This is a genomic window from Streptomyces sp. NPDC001568 (assembly GCF_042893755.1).
Lineage (GTDB): Bacteria > Actinomycetota > Actinomycetes > Streptomycetales > Streptomycetaceae > Streptomyces.
Genome location: NZ_JBIAVF010000033.1, coordinates 36,613 through 56,114 on the forward strand (window position 1 = coordinate 36,613; position 19,502 = coordinate 56,114).

The window sequence follows — 19,502 nt, forward strand, 5'->3', positions numbered from 1 at the left end:
TTCGGCTTCCTGTTGGGGCGAATTGCGGGGCGGAGAGCTTGCTCCGCCCTGCCTGTACTGGATGTGGTTCAGGGGTGCATCGCGTACGTTCCGGCGATCGCCTCGATGCCCTGCCACAGGTCGTGGGTCCGTTCGGTGTCGTGGGCGGGGGTGCGCAGGCAGGCGAGGGCGTGGTTGCGCTGCTGGTCCGTGGTGCCGGGCTTGCCGTGGAGTTCGGTGAGCGGGCCGGCGAAGTCCCTGATGAGCAGGGCGAAGATCTGGTCGAGGACGCCCCGGTCCAGGTCGGTCAGCCGGGCCTGCTCCAGGATGAGGTGGCCGTAGACGACGGTCATGAAGAGCCGGCCGACAGGGAGCATGAAGTCGAGGTCCTCCTGCTGGTCGGCGTCCGGGCCGCAGGTGGTCAGCAGCTCGCGGAATTCTTCGACCTGTTCCCGGAACCGGGCCACGTTGGCCACGTCCTCGAAGTGGTCGAAGGCGGGGCGCCAGTCGTGGAAGCGGACCTCGCCGAGCCGGCCGGAGGCCCCCTGCCGGAACAGGAAGCCGTCGTCGCGGTCGTCCGTCCGGGAGGGCACCGGGTCGTAGGGGGCGTCGCCGAGCAGGTAGTTGCGCAGGAACTTCAGGATCAGCGTGATGTTGACGTGGACGGTCCCCTCCAGCCGCGGCAGGCCGGGCAGGTCACGTGCGACCCAGTTGAAGTGGGTGTCGGCTTCGAAACCCTTGGCGGCGATGGCGTCCCAGAGGAGGGTGACGACCTGCTCCGCTTCCGTGGTCACCTTCGTCTTGGACATGGCCGTGAAGAGGATGTAGCGGCGATCGTCCTCCTGCGCGGACCTCACGTAGTCGACGGCGCGGTTCGTGAACATCTTCATGGCGAGCAGGCGAAGGTAGGCGTCGCTGAAGATCCGACGGATGTGCGGGAAGTCCGTGACGCGCCGCCCGTAGAGCATGCGGGTGTGCGCGTGATTGAGGGACTCGTGGAAGGCGTGCTCGCAGGCGCCGATCCCGGCGGTGCCGAGGTTGAACTTGCCGATGTTGACGGTGTTCAGGGCGACGTCGAGGGCCGCCTTGCCGGTGTGGAGGATGTCGTCGGCGGTGACGGGGTACTCGTCGAAGCTGATCTCGGCGACGTAGAGGTGGTCGTTGGCGACGTTGCGGACGGCCGTGTAGTTCGGGTGGCGGCTGTCGGCCAGGAAGAACACGTAGCCGTCCGGGCCTTCGACGTCGGTGCGGCGCCCGAAGGCGGTGACGATGCCGGCCACGTTCCCGTTGCCGATGTAGTACTTCGAGCCGCTCGCGCGGAACCCGCCATCAGCCGTGGGGGTCAGGAGGAGGTCCGTCGCGTAGATGTCGGCGCCGTGGGTCTTCTCCGACAGCGCGAAGGCGGCCGAGTGGCCCTGCCTGAGGAGTTCGACCGTACGGCGGCGGGCCGTCGCGTTGCCGCTCTGCCACACGGGGGCAAGACCGAGCATGGTGACGTGCCATGTGTACCAGCCGTTGATGCCGTAGAAGGCGAGCACCTCGTTGAAAGCGGTGTTGCGGGCGGTGTCCCAGCGCCCACTGCCTCCGTCGGCGGCCGAGGGGATCAGGCAGTGCGCGAAGATGCCCTGTTCTCCGGCGAAGGCGAGGAATTCGGCGAACCACGACGCGTAGCTTTCGACCAGCCGCTTCTTCCCCCGCCCTTCGAACCAGTCGATCACCGCTCTCAGTAGCCGTCGGGTCTCCGGGTCGAACTCGGCGGGATCGTAGGACAGCGGGTTGAAGATCACCGGCTGGAGCATGTGGGACCACCTGTTTCCTTGCGTGGCCGGAGCCCCCGGCCGTTCTGGACTCTCGCGCACCCTTTGCGGACGCTCGAATGTTCACGCCTGCTACCCCTCCTGCCTACGGTGATGAGGCAGGACATCAGCACCCAACTCGGGGATTCACAGGCAGGAGTAGTGATGATGCGCAAGCAACTGATCGCAGCCGCAATGACCGCGCTTTCCGTGGCTGGCGGGCTGGCGGCGGCGCCGAGCAGCTTCGCCGTGCCGTCCGCATCACCGGCCGCCACCACGCACGTTGCGTCGACCGGCCGGACCTTCCACCCCACGTCCCTCGACACCTACGTACCGCTCGTCTGCTCCAGGGCCTGCCACTGACCTGCTTTGAAGGTGGCCGGCGGCAGCGCTACTCCGTCCGGGTGGAGCGTGGCGCGGCCCCGGAATTCGCCGGTGAGCACGACCTCCTGACGCTGAGACACCGGCCGCACGGCCGACGGCGGCGGCGTTTCGGGGCAAGACCCCGCCCGGGGAAGCACCCCGCCACTCATCGTGAGGGGTGATCGACAGCATGTGAATGCTTGCCCGTCCGTACGACTTGCGCGAGAGTCCGCCCATGGCCGCACCGCTGTCCGCAACGCCGTCTGTACACCTCCCCGCGTCTGCGACCTGGGGAGATCCCATCATCGAGGCCCTCGAACTCACCGGCGCACGCTGCGCCTTGTCCCGCGGCCTCATCGCCGCCGGGGACTGGGCACTGGCCTTTCCGGCGCCGGGTCGACTCAAGATCCAGGCCGTGACGCGTGGTGTCGTCTGGCTGGTGATAGAGGGCGTCGAACACCCCGTCCGCCTGGAGGCCGGCGACATCGCCGTCTTCGCCGGCGACCGCCGGTACACCCTGGCGAGTGACCCGGCCGTGCCGCCGATCGACGCGCTGCCCGTGCTCCGGGCGACCACGAAGACCTTCTTCCATGCAGGGGACGAAGGGCGGGACGCGGTCACGATCGGCGGCCACATCGACCTCAACACCACCGGCAAGGACCTGCTGCTGAGCGCCCTTCCACCGCTGATGCACGTCAGTGCCGCCACGGCCGAGGCACCCGCGGCCTGCTGGCTCATGGACCAGACGCTCCACGAAATGCGGTCGGCCGCCCCGGGTGCCGCCTTCGCCGCCGAACACCTCGCGCAACTGCTCTTCGTACAGGTCCTGCGGGTCTTCCTGGCCAACGCGAACTCCGACGCATACCCGGTGGGCTGGCTGCGCGCCCTCGCCGACGAACGCGTCGCCCCCGCCCTGCGCCTGATGCACGGAGACCCGGCCCGCGCCTGGACCCTCACCGAGCTCGCCCGCGCGGCGGCCATGTCCCGCACCAGTTTCGCCCAGCGCTTCAAGGAGGTCGCGGGCGTCCCGCCCCTCACCTACCTGTGCACCTGGCGGATGCGCCTGGCCCAGCACACCCTGTGCCGGGAGGACACCCCCGTGGCGGCCATCGCCTCCGCCCTGGGCTACGGCTCCGAGAGCGCCTTCAGCAATGCCTTCAAACGCACCACGGGAGTGGCCCCGCGGCGCTACCGGGAGGCCGCGCGGGCGAGCTGAGCCGACCGTCGCGCCGGTACCGCCTTCGAACAGCGACGTCGGCTCGCCCCGTGATTCCTAGCCCCCGTGCGGGCCGGGGTCACGGGGCGGCCAGGAGACCTCGCGCAGCGCCGCGACCGCCTCGAGCGTCCCGTCCGTGCGGCCCGCCAGCAGGCCCCGGGGAGTAAGAACGCTCCACAGGGTGTCCGCACACGGTTCGGCCCGGCCCAGGGGTAGCGGATGAGTGATGTCCGTGACGTCCTGGATGGCGACCTCGCCGTCGGCCCGTGCCGCGCTGTAGCTGCGACCCATGCACTTGAAGTGCGTAGGCCTTGAGGTGACCTCAGCAAGCCCCAGGGCAGGAGCTCCCCGCTCGAAACCCATACCGGACACTGGACCGAGCATGACGCCTCCGTTACAGCACGCGACCGATCAAACGCTCATGGTAGCCATGAGGCGGCAGCGGTCCTGCGGCCTGACAGCTTCGCCCGTCCGCGATACCTGCGCGAGAGTCCAGGACCGACGGACGAGAGACGGCCGGGGCGGCGACGAGCGGTTGACCATGCCCGGCAGTCCGTCATGACCGCCCGGGAGCCCGGTCACGGCCCACCCCACGCTGCGGACTCTCGCGCAGGAAGCCCGGACGGTTGCGCATTCCGTCCTGATAGCGGGCAAACCTAGCCTGGCTCTCGGCGGGCATCGGAAGCCGGCCAACGGGCCGCCGGAGTGCCCGCCCGCCCGCAACCACCGCGCCGGCGCCTTCGAACCGCTGCGGGAAACGCGCAACCCCCGAGGACGAGAACGTGACAACGGACGCCCCCGCCTACCTGCCGCCCCGAACGGTCGCCACCGCTCCCGGGTGCCTGCCCCTGGTGGGGCACTCACTAGCCCTGCTGCGCGACCCGATCGGCGTACTGCAGTCGATCCGCCCCCTGGGCGACCTGGTGGAGATCCGGCTCGGCACCCTGTCCGTGTACGCCGTGAACTCGCCCGCGCTCCTGCGGGAGATGCTCGTCACCGACGCGGTCTCCTACGAGAAGGGCCGCTACTTCCAGAAGTCCCGCCCCTTCCTCGGCAACGGACTGCCCAACTCCGAGGGCGACTTCCACCGCCGGCAACGCCGCTTGATGATCCCCGCCTTCCACCGCGAGAAGCTCAACTCCTACACCGGCGTCATGCGCCTGAGCGCCACCACCTACTCCGAGGCCTGGACACCGGACAGCACGATCGACGTGGCCTCCGAGATGTACGCGATCGGCAGCGAGGCCGTGGCCAAGGCCCTCTTCGGCAGCGCCCTCGGCAACGAGGAGGTACGCCTCATCCGGCGCTGGCTGCCCACCTACGTCCACGAACTGATGCGCCGTGTCGTCTCGCCCGTCGACTGGCTGGACCGCCTCCCCACCCCCGGCAACCGCCGCTTCCGGGAATCGGGCACCCAGTTGCGCAAGGTCGTCGACCGGCTCATCCGCGAGCGCCTCGACGACGGAGAACCCCGCGCGGACCTCCTCGGCATGCTGATGGCCGCCCGCGACGCCGACACCGGCGAACCGATGAGCCCCGACCAGCTCCACGACGAGGTCATGACCGTCATGGCCGCCGGCATCGAGACCGCCTCGACCAGCCTGACCTGGCTCTTCCACGAGGTCGGCTCCCGCCCCGACATCGAGCGCAGGCTCCACGCCGAACTCGACGAGGTCCTCGGATCGAGGCCGGTCACCTTCGAAGACCTGCCGAAGCTGGTCTTCACCCAGAACCTGGTCCGGGAGACGCTCCGGCTGCGCAGCCCGGCCTGGATCCTGATGCGCCAGCCCGCCCGCCCCGGCGTCGTCCTCGGCGGAGTGGAGATCCCCGCGGGAACCGAGCTCCTGTTCAGCCCGCTCACCATCCACCGCGACCCCGGCCTCTACCCGAACCCCATGGAGTTCGACCCGGACCGGTGGCTGACCGCCGACCCGCGCGGCTGGGCGTTCCTGCCCTTCGGCGCAGGCCCCCGCAAGTGCATCGGCGATCACTTCGCCCTCACCGAGATGGCCACCGTCGTCGCCACCGTCGCCGCCCGCTGGCGGCTGGCCCCGCTCTCCGAGCAGCCGCCCCGCGAGGTGCCCGGCGCCGTACTGGTACCGAGCCTGCTCCAGATGTCCCCGCAGCCCCGCGCCGCGCAGACCCGCAGCGGCGGCACGCGGAGCGACGCCGGCCTCCACCTCCCGTTCCCCGCACGGATCAGCCCCGACGCCGCACGCGCGGCCGCCGAACACCTACAGTGGCCGCGGTCCTTCGGCCTGCTCCCCACCGACACAGCCGCCGAACGCCACGCCCGCGCCCACTACGCCGAACTAGCGGCCCGATTCCACCCGACCGCGACCGGGGCGGACCTCGCCCTGGGCGTCGACCAGATGAGCTGGTTCTTCTGCTTCGACGACGCCTTCGACGGCCCGGCCGGCGACGACCCCGGACAAGCCCGCACGGTGGTCGACGCTGTCGCCGACGCCCTGGACCAGCCCCCCGCCCCCGACGCACCACCACTCGCCCGCTCCTTCCACGACCTCTGGCTGCGCAGCCGCGAGGGCATGTCACCGACCTGGCGAGAGCGGGCCGCCACACACTGGCAGGCGTACCTGCACGGGCACGTCCAAGAAGCCGCCAACCGGCAATCCGGAACCCTGCTCACCGTGGACGAGTACCTGCGGCTGCGCCGCGACACCATCGGCGTACAGCCCACGCTCGACCTCGCCGAGCGCATCGGCCACTACGAACTGCCCGCCGACCTCTTCGCCTCGGAGACCGTGACCGCTCTGCGCACCCTGGCTGCCGAGATCGACTCCCTCCACAACGACCTCTACTCGCTTTCCAAGGAGGAATCCGGTGCGGACCCGCACAACCTCCTGCTGATCCTCCAGCGCACGGACGGAGCGGACCGCGACGACGCCTCCACCAGCGTGCTCGGCATGCTCCACGCACGCATCGCACGCTTCCGCAGCCTCGAAAGCGAACTGCGCACCCCCGACGGCAATGCCCTGCACCGCTACCTCCGCGACGCCCTGCACACGGTCATGCGCGGCCCCTACGACTGGGCACCACGATCCGGGCGATACAGCACCGACCATCTGTGATCACCGGGACTTGAAGCCCGCAGGCGCGGCAAGCACCAAGATCCGGACCATTTCCGGACCAGTCGCCTCCAACGAGCCGTGCGCGCCACAGCTTTCGCTGGTCAGCGCGAGTGTGACGGCTGTACCACCAGCAGACGAGGAACCTCCTCGTCAGGGGTCCGGGCCGGTCCCCGCGGGTCTGCTGTTCAGGGCGCCGGGCGCCGGGCGGGAGTGTGCCGGTCGGACCGGGCGTGGCGGTCAGGCCAGGGTGTATCCGAGGACACCGCCGTGGATCTGGCCTTCGCAGTTGGCCTGGATGGAGTCGAAGATCTGACGGTTCTCGTTCCGCAGGCAGCGCTGGAGCTGGACGGTAGCGACCCTGGGCTGCGGGCTGGTGTGGATCCAGCCGAGAAGGGTCACGTACTGCTGGCCCTCGCAGTTGACGTCCGTGCTGCTGAAGTGATCGCCCCTGACCTGGCAGAGGTAGAGCGGCGTGGTGCCTGGGGCCGCATAGCCCAAAGCCTCCTGGTCGTGGTGCGGGGCCGGGCGTGTGCTGGTCCCGGCCACCGTGTCCGCTGCCTGCCGTTCTGAGGTCCAGCGGGCCCGATGTGCTCTGAGGTCAGGGCTGGGTGATGGCGAGCTGGACGGGTAGGGAGGGCTTGCTGATGTTTCCGGCGCGGTCGGTGATGGTGTAGTGGAAGTCGGTGGTGCCTTCGCCTGCAGTGAGGATGGCTGCCTCGGGGACGACCAGGGTGATCGGCTTGTCACCTTCGTCCTCGCGGACGGTGTACGGGGCGGTGGCGCTGTCACCGTTCCAGTACACCTGGACCTGGTCGCCGGCACAGAAGTCGGCGTAGGCGGGGATGACGACGTTCACCCCGCCTTCCGCGTCGGCGGGGTCGAGGACACCACCTGGGGCTTCGTTGACGGTGGGCGCGGGCAGGGACAGGTTGGTGTCGCTCACAAGGGTCTCCTTCTGGTTGTGTGGTGCGCCGATCGACGCCCGCCATGATCTTCCCGATTCGAAGCGGCTGGTGAGGTGCAAACCGTCCAATTGCCCTCGTCCCGAGCCCCGGGAGGAAAACCCTGGCCTCTACGGCAGTGCCGCCGCGGCAGGCTGCTGACATCTGCCGCACCGCGGACGAACACCGTCGTGGACCATCCGACGACCGCCCCGCGTCGGTGCAACGCGGTCCCCGGTTCAGGGTGGCGCGGCAGACAGACCGGCCAGGTCCGGAAGGTGGGGCTGGCGGGTGCTCAGGTGTGTCTGAGCGCGGTCCTTTGGCCGGGTACCGCGCTCAGACGGGTGTGTTTCCCGGTTAGCGGAGGTAGTCCAGGAGCCAGGAGCCGAGTTCCTTGGTGATGAGCGGGCCTCCGGGGTTCGCGGCGCCGTTCTTGGTTTCCGCGAAGCCTTCGTCGTCCAGGGTGCTGGTGAAGTCGGCGCTGACCAGCTTGAGGTTCAGGGGCCTGACGGGCCAGCCGCCCAGGGCTTCGAGCTCTTTGCCTTCCTCGCCGGCGGGCGCGGTGCCGTTGTAGGAGAAGAAGATCGCAGTCGCGTGTTCCTCGCTGCTGCGCTCCGCCTGCAAGAGGGCGTGGCCGGCTGCCAGGGCACCCCTGCCGATGCCGCCCACGACCAGCTCCGTGTTGCCGAGCCGTTCGGCGATCGTCCGGCGGATCGCCTCCTTGAGGACTGAGGCCTGCGGATGAGCTGCGGGCCGAGGCGCTGAAGCTGTCAGGGAAGGCGGCAAGCGCGGACGGCAAGGTGCAGGAGGAAGCCAAGAAGGCTGCGGAGAGGGCCAAGAAGGCGAAGGCCCAGGGAGAGGAGCAGGAAGGCTCCGACCAGCAAGGGGCCTAGCCCCCTTCGGGGACCGGCCCCGGCTGTCGTCAGCAGCCCGTTCCGGGCCCTGCCCGGCTGCTGGCGTCTGCGGGAGCGGGCTGGTCCTGGAGGCGGATCTGGAAGGTCCCGGGGTGGGGGAGCGGAGCGGCCCCACCCCGACGGGCCGCAGACCCGGACCCTTTCACAGGTTCACCCAGCCCCGCGGAGCGGACCCCGCAACCCCGTCCGGAGCGACGCGCAGCACATCGGTCCGAAAGGCCTGCCCTGGACCGGTGCAGGCGGCTACACGCCGAGCGGTGCGTGGCGGCCTCTGCCCTGTGCGCGCTGCCCGTGGGTGGGTGCTGGCTTGGTTGTGGCTGTGGTGGCGGCGTGTAATCGCCGGTTAGGCGGTCGGTCTGGTGGGGGAGGTGGTTCGGGTACAAGTCGTACGCAAGGGGAGGGAGAGCGGCATGGCGGACGAAGAGGATGTCAAGGGCGGGGCTGACCGGACTGAGACCCAGGGAACGGTGGGACATCAGAAGCTGGAGAGTAAGACAGTGACGGGCCAGGTCATCACGCACACGATCGTCAAGCCGTCGGAGGACGGGGGAGACTGCGACTCCCCCCGGTAGGAGTTCCGGTCCCTCTCCGCGAAACCGTGCCGGAGGCCATCGCCCGGCTGCTTTCCGCTTGGTGGAGGCCCGCGCTCGCGGGCTTGTCCTGCAGGTGAGGCCGGGGCGACCAGGGCAGCAAGGGAAGAGGCGGCCGGTGTCCGGTGCCTGCTTCCGCACCGCCGGCCGCCCTGGGTGGCAGGTCAGGCACCGGCTCGGTCGTTGCGGGCCATGTGGGCGGCGGCGATGTCTGCGAGGGCGGGGCCGGTTTCCTCGTAGGCGAGGGGTGCGAGGTCGGGGGGGCGGGATGTAGCCGTCGGGCATGGCCGCGTACGCGGTCTCCATGCGGGCGGCGTAGGCGTCGGCGAGCGCGCGGGGCCACGTGCCGGTCAGCGGGGGCCGCATCCGGGCCTCCGCGGCAAGGGCCGCGTGATGAGCGGCGGCCTCGGCGGCGGCTTCCTTCACCGTGAGGTCGGTGATCAGTTCCCGGCACGGCGCGAACGCGGCCAGCGGGTCCGGCAGTCGGCCGAGCGGGCCGGCCGGGCTCGCGCGTGAGAGAAGGGCTTCGGTGAGGAGGGTGGCGATCAGCGGGGAGGCGTGCAGGCCGTCGCGGTGCGTGCCCGATGCCACCCACAGGCCCTCCCGGAGGGTGGGGCCGATGACGGGCTGGCCGTCCAGCGACAGGGGCCGGTTCCCGTGGTGGGTGCCGGTGATGCCGGCGCCGGCGAGGCGGTGGTCGAGCTGGGAGAGCGCCGCGTCGAGGAGGAATCGCATGGCCCCGGCGGTCGGCTGGGTGGTGGGGATCAGGGCGGGGTGGGCACTGGCGCCGAGGTAGAGGGAGCCGTCGGCCTGCGGGACGGCGTGCAGGCCGCACGCGTAAGCCCGGTTGGGGGTGCGGATGACGGCGGGCCACGGACCGGGGCCGGTGACGGTCACCGCGGTCCCGGCCGCCGCCAGGACGGGCACGACCGGCAAATCAGGGTCAAGGGCATCAAGGATGGGAGTGGTCCAGGCGCCGGCCGCGACCACCGCGCGCGGGGCGCGGAAGACGCCTGCCGGGGTGGTGAGGAGGTAGCCGCCGCCGGGGGCCGCGGTGAGCGATCCCGGTGGGGCGCAGGTCACGTGGGGCAGGTTGGCGAGGGCGGCATCCAGGGTGGTGAGCCAGGCCCTCGCGTCCAGGAACTGCTCGAAGGGCAGGTGCCAGGCGCGCAGCGCGCGGTCGTTGTCCAGCGCCCGGTAGCCGGGGATGTCCCCGGGGCTGATGTCGTGGCAGGGCAGATCGTGTTCGGCGGCCGCGCGGGCGACAGCGGTGAACGAGGCGTCGTCCAGGGCCGAGGAGACCGCGTTCAGGATCATGAACGTCCCGGTGCCGTACCCGTCCCGCTCCGGCGCGTTGATGTCGGCGCGGGCCCGGACCCGCTCCCGCCAGACCGGCCACCGCCGCGCGGCCGCGACCGCCAGCTCGATACGCAACCTGCCATACCGGGTCCGCATCCCGAGGTCGGTGACCTCGCCCAGCGCGCCGAGCATCGCCCCCGCCGCAGCCGACGCACCCACACCACCTCCGGCCTTACCGGCGGAGGCAGAGGTGGTGGTGCCGGCGTCGCCGGACAGCACCACCCGGACCGACGGATCACGCTCGGCGAGCGCGAACGCCAGCGAACGGCCCACCACTCCCGCACCGACCACCAGCACATCAACGCCCCGCACCACCACAACCACTCCTCACATCCAAGGGACCGCTCCCCGGCCAGCGCCAGGCAGCAGAACACCTTTCGCCCCGGAGCACGGCCGCCACACCCGCCCGCCCTCCGACAGCAACTTGACCCCGCCCGGTTTTGGCCCCTTGCCCACGGCGCCCGGGCCGGGCGGGTCGCCCCGGCCGGCGGCCCGCCCGGCGGGGCAGCGCCGGCCGCCCCGTCGCCTACTTCGCCCTGGGGGAAACCATCCGGTTTCCGGACCAGTCCGCGCCGACGCCGAGGGAGGTGGTCCGGGCAAGCCCGGTGGCCGTCGCGGCCTCGCCGATGTCGTTCGCCTCGACGTAGCCGGCCCGACCGGACTTCGGGGTGCACACCCAGACCACGCCGTTGTCGGCCAGACCCGGAAGGAGACTCGTCAGGGCGGCGGTGAGGTCACCGTCGTCCTCGCGGAACCACAGCACGACCACATCGGCCACATCCTCGTGGTCCTCGTCCACCAGGGCGCTGCCGGTGACCTCCTCGATACCCGCCCGCAGATCCAGGTCCACGTCATCGGCGTAGCCGAGCTCCCGGACCACCTGACCCGGCTTGATCCCCATCCGGCCCGCCGCGGTGGCCTGCTCATCCGTGGTCGTCATCGCAACTCCTCGAAAGTCCCCGGACACGCCAGTCGTGCCCGAGAGTATCCAATCGGATACCCAGAGTGATGGGAGTGAGGCAGTCCGGTCACTCCCGTCCCGCTGACCGCCTCGACACCCGGGCGGTCAGCGGTTCCGCCGGCGGCCGGGGCGCTCCCCGGAGCCCGCGTCAGAGAACGGCGACGGTGAACGGGATGTCCGCCAGGTCGTTGTTGTGGTTGGTCGTCACGATCGTGATGGTGCGGGTCTGGCCGTTGCAGTTGCTGTTCGGAATGGCGGTGATCATGGCCGGGTAGTTGTTGACCGTGGCGAGCACGGCCGCGTCGCGCAGGTTGATGGTGGGGTCGGACACCGCGACGCAGTAGTAGCCCACGGGCTGCCCGTTGAACCGTGCCACCGAGGAGACGTTCTTCGTCGCCAGGAGCGTTCCGTCCGCGCCCACGCGGGCGGCGGCACGGGCGTACGGCGCTTCCAGGTCCCTCGGGGCAGCCGAAGCCGTAGCGGTCAGGACCGGAACCGACACCAGTGCCGCAGCGGTGAGGGCAAGGATTCGAGTGCGCACCGTCGTGCCTTTCTCGGCCGCGTCCGACATGCAGCGCGGCCCGGGGAGTGAGACATGCCTGTGCAGGAAGCGGCGGGCGCAACGGCGCCGGAGGGCTGCTGCTGTGCCGGTGACAACGACGCCGCGGGAGACACCCCTGCATGACCCGCCTCGACCTGCCGAAACACGACTCTTGGCGGTCAGGTGTCATTCCACGGCGACCAATCCGATCTTGAACGACCAGGTAACCGCCACAAACAACCGAAAACGGCCAAGCCTTCATATCGGCGCAAAACACACCCTCCCGGCTAAAAGGGTTGTCACCCACACAGTCCCACCAGGCCGTACAAGCCCACCGCTCCGGCCGTAACCCCCCGAGGGGGCTCGGCGGAGCCGGAACACGGCGATACGGTGGCTGCCTCGGCAGGGGGCATGGGTAGCCGGCTCTCCGCTGGCATCCGGGTGACGGGATCCGCTCCGTCAGCGTGGCGGGGTGCCGGGGCGACGGCACCCCATGTGTCCTGGAGCGGCCTGGCCGCCCCGGGAAGGGCGGCTACGGCCCACGCCCCCGCCCCCGGGCCTGACCGTCACGTCGCCGGCCCGGGGGCGGGAGAGCGACTCCTCCACACGGCAGATGAGTTCCACGCCGCGCCGCACAGCAGCCGGGACACGGTCTGACGGCGCGTCAAGCCCGCCTCCCCGGCAGCCGTTCCGCTCCGGTGGCCAGGATGTCGACCAAGCGGCGCAGCGAGTGCAGTGCGAGGTCGCCGGCGGCCGTCCCCGCGGGGTCGGACGAAACCACCACCTCGGAATAGGGCCGAAGCCTGACGCCAGCGCGTCGACGTGCACCCCTTCCACCGCCAGGGCAGCGACCACTCGGGCTGAGGAACCGGCCCGAGCCAGGACTACCCGACCGGCCACGATCGCCGCCCGTGATCGCCCCGCCCTCCGGCCCGCTCGGCGCCGGGGCTGTCGGGGGTCCCGCCGGCTGTCGCGTGGGTGCCGCTGTACGTCGCCGTGCGGGGGTGTTGCGCAGTCTGCGGTCGTCCGCCCGCGGGTGCGGGTGCGGGCAGTAGAGGCGCTCCAGCTTGTCGGCGTCGGGGCTCAGGTGGTGCGTCGGTTCCCGTCGGCGTCGCAGGGCAGTTCGGAGGCCGGGTGGTTGGCCGTGAAGTCGCGCTCGGCCTCGGCGATCGCGGTGGGGGAGATGTTGATGATGCCGCCGAAGGGGCGGTCCACGTCGCGGATGATGACCAGGGCCGTGGTCAGCAGGGCGGTGATCACGACGAGCGTGATGATCTGCCCCCGGTTGTTCCTGCGGGGCAGGCAGATCCCCAAGGCGGCCACCGTGATGCCAAGGGTGGTGAGCAGGAACCAGAAGATGGTGCTGGGGATGCTGGAAGTCGCCTGGGTCAGGCGTTCCTCGCGTTCGTCGGAGCGCTTGTTGTCGGCGGCCACCAGCATCCCGAAGGCCGGCTTCCCCTCCAGGGTCTCGAAGATCTCCCGGAACGAGGTCGACCACACACTCGGGGCCGGCGAGCCGCTCCCATCGGCCATCTCAGGCCACTCCTGGGCACGCACCGCCCGGGCGTAGCAGACCGCGTCGGCCTGGATGCGGCCTCGCTGCAGCGCGGGGGCGTATTCGGCGGTCTCCACGAGCTGGTCCAGAGCGCGGGCCTCACCCCGCGCGGCGCCCTCGGCCTTCCCGTAGGAGCCGTTGGCCGTGACCAGGACGAAGGACAAAAGCAGGACGGTCATCGTCAGCAGCGGGCCGACCAGGTCCTTCACCGCCATACCCTCGTCGTCGTTGGCGCTGACCAGATGCGGCCGGAGCCAGCGGTTCGCGGCCAGACCGGCGAGCAGCGCGAGGACGGCGACGACGATGACGAGGGCCACAGGAGCCACCTCACCGCCCGTGCCGAGGCGACATGCGCCGTCGTGGAGTCGCGGACATCAACCGCTGTCCGACGCGGCACTTCGACTTCCACCGCGGCCGGCTCACCCCGGCGGCCGGACCGCGCCGGCGGACGCTGCGCAGGGCTGATCCCCGGCCGTGGCGAGGATCGTGCAGATGTCGTCCTCGGTGCAGGAGGCCGGGTCGGTGCGGGCCGCTCGCCGGGCCAGACCGCGCAGGGCCTCGCGCGTCGCGGCCAGCTCGCCCAGGCGGCGTTCGATGTCGGCAGGCGCTGGTCGATCAGCCCGGTGACGTGCTCGCAGGGCGCCTGACCGCCGTCGCGCAGGGTGAGGACGGAGCGGATCTCGGCGAGCGTGAGGCCGGCGCCCCGGGCCTCGCGGATGAAGGCGAGCCGGGCAGGCGTCTGCGGCGGGTAGTCGCGGTAGCCGCCGGGGGTGCGCGGCGGGGCGGGCAGCAGACCGGCCTGCTCGTAGAAGCGGATGGTCTTCGTGGTCAGCTTGACGGCCGTCGCGAGGTCACCGACGCGCACGCCCCAAGGCTACGCCTTGACCTTCCAGTGCACTGGAAGGTCTACGAGCCTTCGACAGCCCACCGCTTCGGAGCGGACCGCGTCGTGGGTGTGGCAGGAAGGCTTTCCCGCACCCACGACGCGGCCGTCCCCGTGATCGTGGTGTCGCCGACCGCTTCAGGGTCTGGCGCAGGAGCTCGTACTGCGTGGGGGCGCGCGGTCAGGCCGTCTTGATGTTGAAGGCGTACTCGAACTCCGCGAGCGCCTTGCCCCCGTCCTCGTGGAGCTCCGCCTTGGCGGTGTAGCTCCCGCGGTTCAGCATCCCGCTGGGTGCATCCTCCCAGCCGTGCCGGGGGAAGGTCACCGACTGCGGCTTCTCCTGCTTCGGGAACGAACCCAGCATCAGCTCGTCCCGGGCAACCCTGACACCCTTGCGGTACACCTTGTTGGTGTACACGACCCCGGCCACGGTCGCATCGTCCACACGGAAGTCGACCGTGATCCGGTAGTGGCAGCCCTCAGGCAGAACAAACTCGTCCGTCTTGATCGCGGCGAGCGCCTCCGCGCTGTCCAACTGCCGCACCACCGCAGGCCGGCGTGCATCCTCGTATTCCACCCTGAACGTGAGCAGGTGCAGGGTGCCCCCGCTTCCCTCCAGTCGCTTCTTCTGCTGGACCTGGGCCTTGAAGTAGGCCTCGTCATACTCCGGAACGTCCACGCTTTCGGACATGCCGTCTCCTCACCGCTCGCCATCACCGACGTACCGGCCGACGGACACCGCCGACCACAGGAGGAAGATCACCATGCTCGGAACGGCCCGCCGGACAGAACACCACCCCGCGAAACGCCCACATCCCACCAGCAGCCGGAATCCGCGATCCCACTCTCACACGTACGGGCCCCGCGCCCCCTGCCCACGTGTTGACGGGCAAGCCCGGCTGGGCCCGCTCACTTGCTCCGACCAGCGTCTCTCCGGCTCGGCCTCGCCCGCGGACCGCACGCTCGAAGAGCGCTGCGCGCCGCGGACCGAGCATCTCCCCATCACTACCTCGGGGAGTCGCGGCCCGCATGGTGATCACATCGCCCCGGCCTGCGCGATCGCCGATACGAGGCCCCTGGGCCCTCCTGCGGAGGTGATGATCACGGTCCCTGCAAGTTACGGCAGTGAATCCGACGAGGAAGTGTCGGAAAAGACGCAGCCACGCGCGGGTTGCTGCCTGTTCGCGTCGAGAGTTCAGGAACCCGCTCGCTTCCGCCGGCTGAGCTGCCGATGCACTCGGGTGTGGGGGGCTGGTCGTCACATGGGCCGGCTCGACGCCAAGGGCATCGACGTCGCCCGGATCATCGTGGACGCGCACGCCGCCGAAGTGGGCGTCCACCAGGCCGTCGCCGGCGTCACCATCGCGGCCGCCGCCCACGCACCCGCGCCCACCCCGGCGGCGGCTGCCGCTCCCGCTCCGGCTTCGGCTGGCGCCCGAGTCCCCGCACCCGCCCCCGCCCCCGCTCCGGACACCGCGCCCGTTGCCGCGGCGCCGGTGCGAGAGGCCATCGACCCGTGGGCGCCGCCCGCCCCGCCCATGCCCCGCCGCCGGGAGGCCGCGACACATTTTGCGGGGGAGGCTGTTTCCATGAGGTCACATCCTCGCTCGCCTGTGCGGCCGGGATCGTTCTCCCGACCAGGAGCGGGTGGTCACGGCGAGGTCCTGTTCACGCCGGCGCGGTGTGCGCCCTTCGTCATCGCGCTCGGCGTGCTGGGCATCGAGCTCTCGCCCGCACATGATCTGGTCACCGGTCCCATCCTCACCACGACGCCGGCGCTGGCCGCGTTGACGATGGGCCCGATCGGCACGTTGTCCGCGGCGGCCCTCGCCGCGGGTGTGAACGCGGCGTCGGCGACCTACAACCAGTCGTGGGGGACCCAGACCCCGCTGATCATCGGCAACTTCCTGGGGATCATCGTGGTGTCCGTGGCCGGTGTCATCCTGAGTAACGGGATGCGCACGCGCAGGCAGAGCGAGCCCGATCAAGTCCGCCGGATCGCCGTGACGGCTCAGGAGATCGTCCTGCGGCCTGTCCCCGAGCTCATGGGCCCGATACGGGCGGCCAGCCTGTGCCTCGCGGCCGGGACAGGGGCACAGGTCGGCGGCGATCTGTACACGGCCGTGCAGACACGCTACGGCGTCCGCCTGATCGTGGGGGACGTCCGGGGGAAAGGGCTGTCCGCCATACGCACGGTCGCGGTGGCATTGGGCGCGTTCCGGGAGGCCGTCCACTACGAGAACGAGGCGCAGGAGGTCATGAACCATTGCGCGGCCGCTCTGCGGCGAGAGGCCACCGCACCGGGTACCTACTCCCAGGCAGAACTTCCCGAAGTCCTCATGGAGGGATTCACCACCGCGCTCATCGCCCAGGTACCGGACGAACATGTGGTGCACCTGGTCAACCGCGGCCACCCGCCTCCGCTGGTGCTGCACGAAGGCCAGGTTTTGGCACTGATGCCCGCGTCCCCAATGCCGCCGCTCGGTCTCGAAGACCTGGTCAACGGCCTACCCACCAAGCCCGAGCGCTACCCGCTTCTACCCGGTGACCGGCTGCTGCTCTACACCGACGGCGTGATCGAAGCCCGCAACCGTGAAAATGACTTCCTCCCTCTGCCGGAGACCGCCACCTACGCCTCCCTGGCGGCGTTGTCCAGACCAGGGCAGGACGTGTGTGGTCCGGTCGGTGCCGTGGTGACCCCTACGACACTCCGACCGATCAGGTCTGCAGAAAGACCGGTGGCGCTGTGGTGCCGGCCGGTCCTCGCACGTTCTGCCCCCACGAGCCCGTCGAGTTCGAGAACCTTGATGGATGAGCTGCCGCACGGTGACGCGTTACTCCGGAACCGTGGGCTCTTCGATGCGTCCATCGCATTTCGCCCTCCTGCCGCAACTGGGTGATCACTGAGGACTCGGCTCATGACAGGCTGTCTGTCCGAGTGCTGAGAGGAAGTTATGGCCGAAGTTGGTGGATGGATCTTGGAGCGCAACCTGCGGTCGTTCCTGGAGTTGCTGTCGCACTACGTGGGCTATGACTTCGAGGCCACCGACTGGGAGACCGTGACACGGGCGATTGTGAAGACCGACGAGGAGCAGCCCGGCGGCTGGTACTTGTACCCCTTGATCGGCGACACGCACGGAGTCGAGGTTCGGCTTGCCCGCTCGGTCGGCGGCGAGGAAGTCTCCGTGACCGTGAACGGACCCATGACGACCGAACTGGAGGTCCGGGCAGACACCCTGCTGTCCGCATTCGCGACTTGTTGAGCTCACGCAGGGCAAGGTCAACTTGACCCGCTAGCTGCATGAGGTGTCTTTGTACGCGTCAGCCGCACAAAGAGGCTGATCCGGTAGGACCGGCCGGGGCGGCCCGCCCTGCGGCGGAGCCCTCCTCCCATCACGCGTCCGCCGGAGGTCGCTCAGGAACCAGTCCTGGTCCCGTTGTTCTCAACGGGACCCACTGGAACGGGCCGAGGTGGGAGCGTGGCGGGATGGAACGTGAGATGGAGCCGCGGGTGTACGGGTGGGAGCCGGGGGAGCCGGCGGGGCCGACGGCCGGGCACGAGTACGCCGAACCGGTGGGCGGCCCCCTCGATGGTCAGCTCCTCGACGTGACCGGCTGGACGGCGGCGGATCGGGCGGGAGGTGCGCTCCTGATCACTGATCTCGGCCTGTACGGACCGGGCGGCCGCGCCGACTACGCGCCCGACGACGATGACGCCGGCGGCCCGTTCCGGTGGCGCGGCGACACGGCCTGAACCCCCGGCCCCTCCCTCGACGGAGGGGGAAACACCGGGGGAACCATGAGGGGAACCTAGAGGGGGAAGCATGGGGGGAAGCCGACTTCGGGGAGGTTCCGCGTTGTGGCTGCTCAGGTGCCGTTCTGCGGCCGGTGACTTTCCGGACTTTCTCTTTGTAGGTGCTTGTAGGTAGTTGATTGGTTGTTGGTTTCTGGTTGTTGGGTTGCTCGTGGGTGTTGGTCGGGTTGTCTGGTTCTCGGGTTGGTGTTCGGTCATGCCTGCCGGCTGTGTTGGAGTTCCTGCCGTTGCTGCCCGTGGGTGATCTCTTGGCGGTCTTGAGTTCCTGAGTCCTTGAGTCTCTGGCGGTTGTCCGCAGGTGGCCGTGTGACGGGGTCTCTGGCGGTTGTTGTCTGGGTAGGGTCGGGTTGAGTCCGTGCCGACATGGGTGTGCGGGTCAGGACCGGTGCCCAGAGCGCTCTGGGGCAGTACGACCGGACCGTCTCCGGCCCCGGTGCACCTCACGGTGTGCCGGGGCCGCACTGCGTTCCGGGATTACCCGGCCACATATTGAATGAGCTTTCGTCAGGTGATCAGGTGCCGGTGCTGCGGCGGCTTGCGGGGCTAACCCCTCCCTGTCGCAACCTGCTGCCGACCAACCCGAGACGACCCGTCCGGCTGGTCCGCGCTCCACCGCACCGCATGCCGACCCTCGGCATGCCCGACGAAGGGAACCGTCCCGTGTCCTCGCTCGCCCTGGCCGTTCTGCTGCTCCTGGTCCTCGTGACGCTGCTCCTGGCGGGCGGTGTCGGGTACGTCGCCCACCGGCACCCGGCGCTCGTCGCGCCGATCACGGCGGCCGGGATGGCCGTCGCCCTGGTCGTCGCGTGCCTCGGCCTCATCGCGGCCCGTTGAACCGCCCGGCCCCCGCAGCCGGCCGACGCTCCGGCGCCCCGAGGGCGGTCAACCCCTTGACCGCCCTCGACCCGAAGGTGTCGTGGGGCTTGCCCACCTTGCGAATGCCGGGTGGGCAAGCCTTAGGCCTGCCTGGGCAAGCCTTGCGACTGCGGGGGTGGGCAAGCCTTGCGCCAGCTGGGCAAGCCTCCCGTCGCAGGCTTGCCCACCCCGGTGTCAGGGGGCGTTCGCCGCCCAGTCGACGCCGAGCTCGGCGAGCGCGGCCAGCTGGTCCGCTTGCAGCCGGTCCCGGCGCTGCTTCTGGTTGACGATCCAGACCCCGGTCCGGTGCTCGGTCCCGTCGGGGAGTTCCTCGACGTGACCACGGCCCGGCAGGCCCTCGCCCTCGCGCTCCCGGTACTGGGTGAGGGCCCGGACGCCCGTCTGGAAGGCGAGCGCGCCGCGCCCGGACGTGGAGACCCCGGGCGTCTTCGCGGGCGCCTGACGGGCCCGTGGAGCCTTTTTCACGCCCAGCGCGGCGAGTCGGGCCCGCTGTCCCTCGGTGAGTCGGTCGAAGTCCCGGCGTTGAGTGGCGAGCCAGCGTCCGACGTCCTCGCCGTGCCGGGTCACCCCCGGCACGATCGCCGTGAGGCGGGCGCCCTCGGCGAGGAGTTGGGCGAGGTAGGCG

Annotated in this window: 18 protein-coding genes and 1 pseudogene; 7 read left to right on the forward strand and 12 right to left on the reverse strand. The window is 70.4% G+C overall.

The genetic code is table 11. The features are described 5' to 3' along the window. Nucleotides 1-68: 68 nt before the first annotated feature. Complete coding sequence (locus ACFY0I_RS38525; protein ID WP_388904376.1) at nt 69-1,778, reverse strand: acyl-CoA dehydrogenase; 1,710 nt, start codon at nt 1,776-1,778, stop codon at nt 69-71. Between the two features lie 162 nt (nt 1,779-1,940). Here ACFY0I_RS38525 and ACFY0I_RS38530 point away from each other — a divergent pair, with 162 nt between their 5' ends. Next, the gene (locus ACFY0I_RS38530; protein WP_388904378.1) at nt 1,941-2,138 is read left to right on the forward strand and encodes a hypothetical protein; all 198 of its coding nucleotides are present in this window, start codon (nt 1,941-1,943) and stop codon (nt 2,136-2,138) included. A 235-nt stretch (nt 2,139-2,373) separates the two neighbouring features. Continuing rightward, complete coding sequence (locus tag ACFY0I_RS38535) at nt 2,374-3,354, forward strand: AraC family transcriptional regulator (protein WP_388904379.1); 981 nt, start codon at nt 2,374-2,376, stop codon at nt 3,352-3,354. Between the two features lie 57 nt (nt 3,355-3,411). Here the strand turns inward: ACFY0I_RS38535 and ACFY0I_RS38540 are convergent, their stop codons facing one another. Next, nucleotides 3,412-3,645 (reverse strand): hypothetical protein, encoded by a 234-nt coding sequence (locus tag ACFY0I_RS38540; protein WP_388904381.1) that lies wholly within the window; start codon nt 3,643-3,645, stop codon nt 3,412-3,414. Between the two features lie 491 nt (nt 3,646-4,136). On the opposite strand from ACFY0I_RS38540, the gene ACFY0I_RS38545 reads away from it, so the two are divergent. Then, complete coding sequence (locus ACFY0I_RS38545; protein WP_388904382.1) at nt 4,137-6,443, forward strand: cytochrome P450; 2,307 nt, start codon at nt 4,137-4,139, stop codon at nt 6,441-6,443. 237 nt (nt 6,444-6,680) lie between these two features. Here ACFY0I_RS38545 and ACFY0I_RS38550 read toward each other — a convergent pair whose 3' ends face one another. The 9 genes from ACFY0I_RS38550 to ACFY0I_RS38590 all read right to left on the reverse strand — a co-directional run bounded on the left by ACFY0I_RS38550 (nt 6,681) and on the right by ACFY0I_RS38590 (nt 14,878). Then, nucleotides 6,681-6,989, reverse strand: coding sequence for a hypothetical protein (locus ACFY0I_RS38550; RefSeq protein WP_388904383.1), 309 nt, complete (start codon nt 6,987-6,989; stop codon nt 6,681-6,683). 52 nt (nt 6,990-7,041) lie between these two features. Continuing rightward, a complete protein-coding gene (locus tag ACFY0I_RS38555) occupies nt 7,042-7,386 on the reverse strand; it encodes a hypothetical protein (protein ID WP_388904384.1) in 345 nt (114 codons plus the stop codon). Between the two features lie 355 nt (nt 7,387-7,741). Next, on the reverse strand, nt 7,742-8,170 hold the full coding sequence (locus ACFY0I_RS38560) for a hypothetical protein (RefSeq protein ID WP_388904385.1): 429 nt from the start codon (nt 8,168-8,170) through the stop codon (nt 7,742-7,744). Between the two features lie 136 nt (nt 8,171-8,306). Continuing rightward, on the reverse strand, nt 8,307-10,559 hold the full coding sequence (locus ACFY0I_RS38565; protein WP_388904386.1) for an NAD(P)/FAD-dependent oxidoreductase: 2,253 nt from the start codon (nt 10,557-10,559) through the stop codon (nt 8,307-8,309). Nucleotides 10,560-10,773: 214 nt separating this feature from the next. Continuing rightward, nucleotides 10,774-11,187: a DUF3052 domain-containing protein gene (locus ACFY0I_RS38570; RefSeq protein WP_388904387.1), complete on the reverse strand. Its 414-nt coding sequence runs from the start codon at nt 11,185-11,187 to the stop codon at nt 10,774-10,776. Nucleotides 11,188-11,356: 169 nt separating this feature from the next. Next, complete coding sequence (locus ACFY0I_RS38575) at nt 11,357-11,749, reverse strand: hypothetical protein (protein ID WP_388904388.1); 393 nt, start codon at nt 11,747-11,749, stop codon at nt 11,357-11,359. A 1,083-nt stretch (nt 11,750-12,832) separates the two neighbouring features. After that, nucleotides 12,833-13,621, reverse strand: coding sequence for a hypothetical protein (locus tag ACFY0I_RS38580; protein WP_388904389.1), 789 nt, complete (start codon nt 13,619-13,621; stop codon nt 12,833-12,835). Then, nucleotides 13,510-14,169, reverse strand: a complete 660-nt coding sequence (locus tag ACFY0I_RS38585; RefSeq protein WP_388904391.1) for a heavy metal-responsive transcriptional regulator — start codon at nt 14,167-14,169, stop codon at nt 13,510-13,512. The genes ACFY0I_RS38580 and ACFY0I_RS38585 overlap by 112 nt, the downstream gene beginning before the upstream one ends. 199 nt (nt 14,170-14,368) lie before the next feature. Beyond that, the gene (locus tag ACFY0I_RS38590; RefSeq protein ID WP_388904392.1) at nt 14,369-14,878 is read right to left on the reverse strand and encodes a hypothetical protein; all 510 of its coding nucleotides are present in this window, start codon (nt 14,876-14,878) and stop codon (nt 14,369-14,371) included. A gap of 571 nt (nt 14,879-15,449) precedes the next feature. On the opposite strand from ACFY0I_RS38590, the gene ACFY0I_RS38595 reads away from it, so the two are divergent. The 4 genes from ACFY0I_RS38595 (at nt 15,450) to ACFY0I_RS38610 (ending at nt 18,835) form a co-directional block, all read left to right on the forward strand. Further along, a complete protein-coding gene (locus ACFY0I_RS38595; RefSeq protein ID WP_388904394.1) occupies nt 15,450-17,087 on the forward strand; it encodes a PP2C family protein-serine/threonine phosphatase in 1,638 nt (545 codons plus the stop codon). Nucleotides 17,088-17,165: 78 nt separating this feature from the next. Beyond that, nucleotides 17,166-17,450: a hypothetical protein gene (locus ACFY0I_RS38600; protein WP_388904395.1), complete on the forward strand. Its 285-nt coding sequence runs from the start codon at nt 17,166-17,168 to the stop codon at nt 17,448-17,450. Nucleotides 17,451-17,674: 224 nt separating this feature from the next. Beyond that, entirely contained in the window at nt 17,675-17,941 is a 267-nt protein-coding gene (locus ACFY0I_RS38605) for a hypothetical protein (protein ID WP_388904397.1), read from the forward strand. Between the two features lie 720 nt (nt 17,942-18,661). Next, the gene (locus tag ACFY0I_RS38610) at nt 18,662-18,835 is read left to right on the forward strand and encodes a hypothetical protein (protein ID WP_281208430.1); all 174 of its coding nucleotides are present in this window, start codon (nt 18,662-18,664) and stop codon (nt 18,833-18,835) included. A 216-nt stretch (nt 18,836-19,051) separates the two neighbouring features. Here ACFY0I_RS38610 and ACFY0I_RS38615 read toward each other — a convergent pair. Next, nucleotides 19,052-19,502, reverse strand: a pseudogene (locus ACFY0I_RS38615) (helicase); the annotation flags it as partial.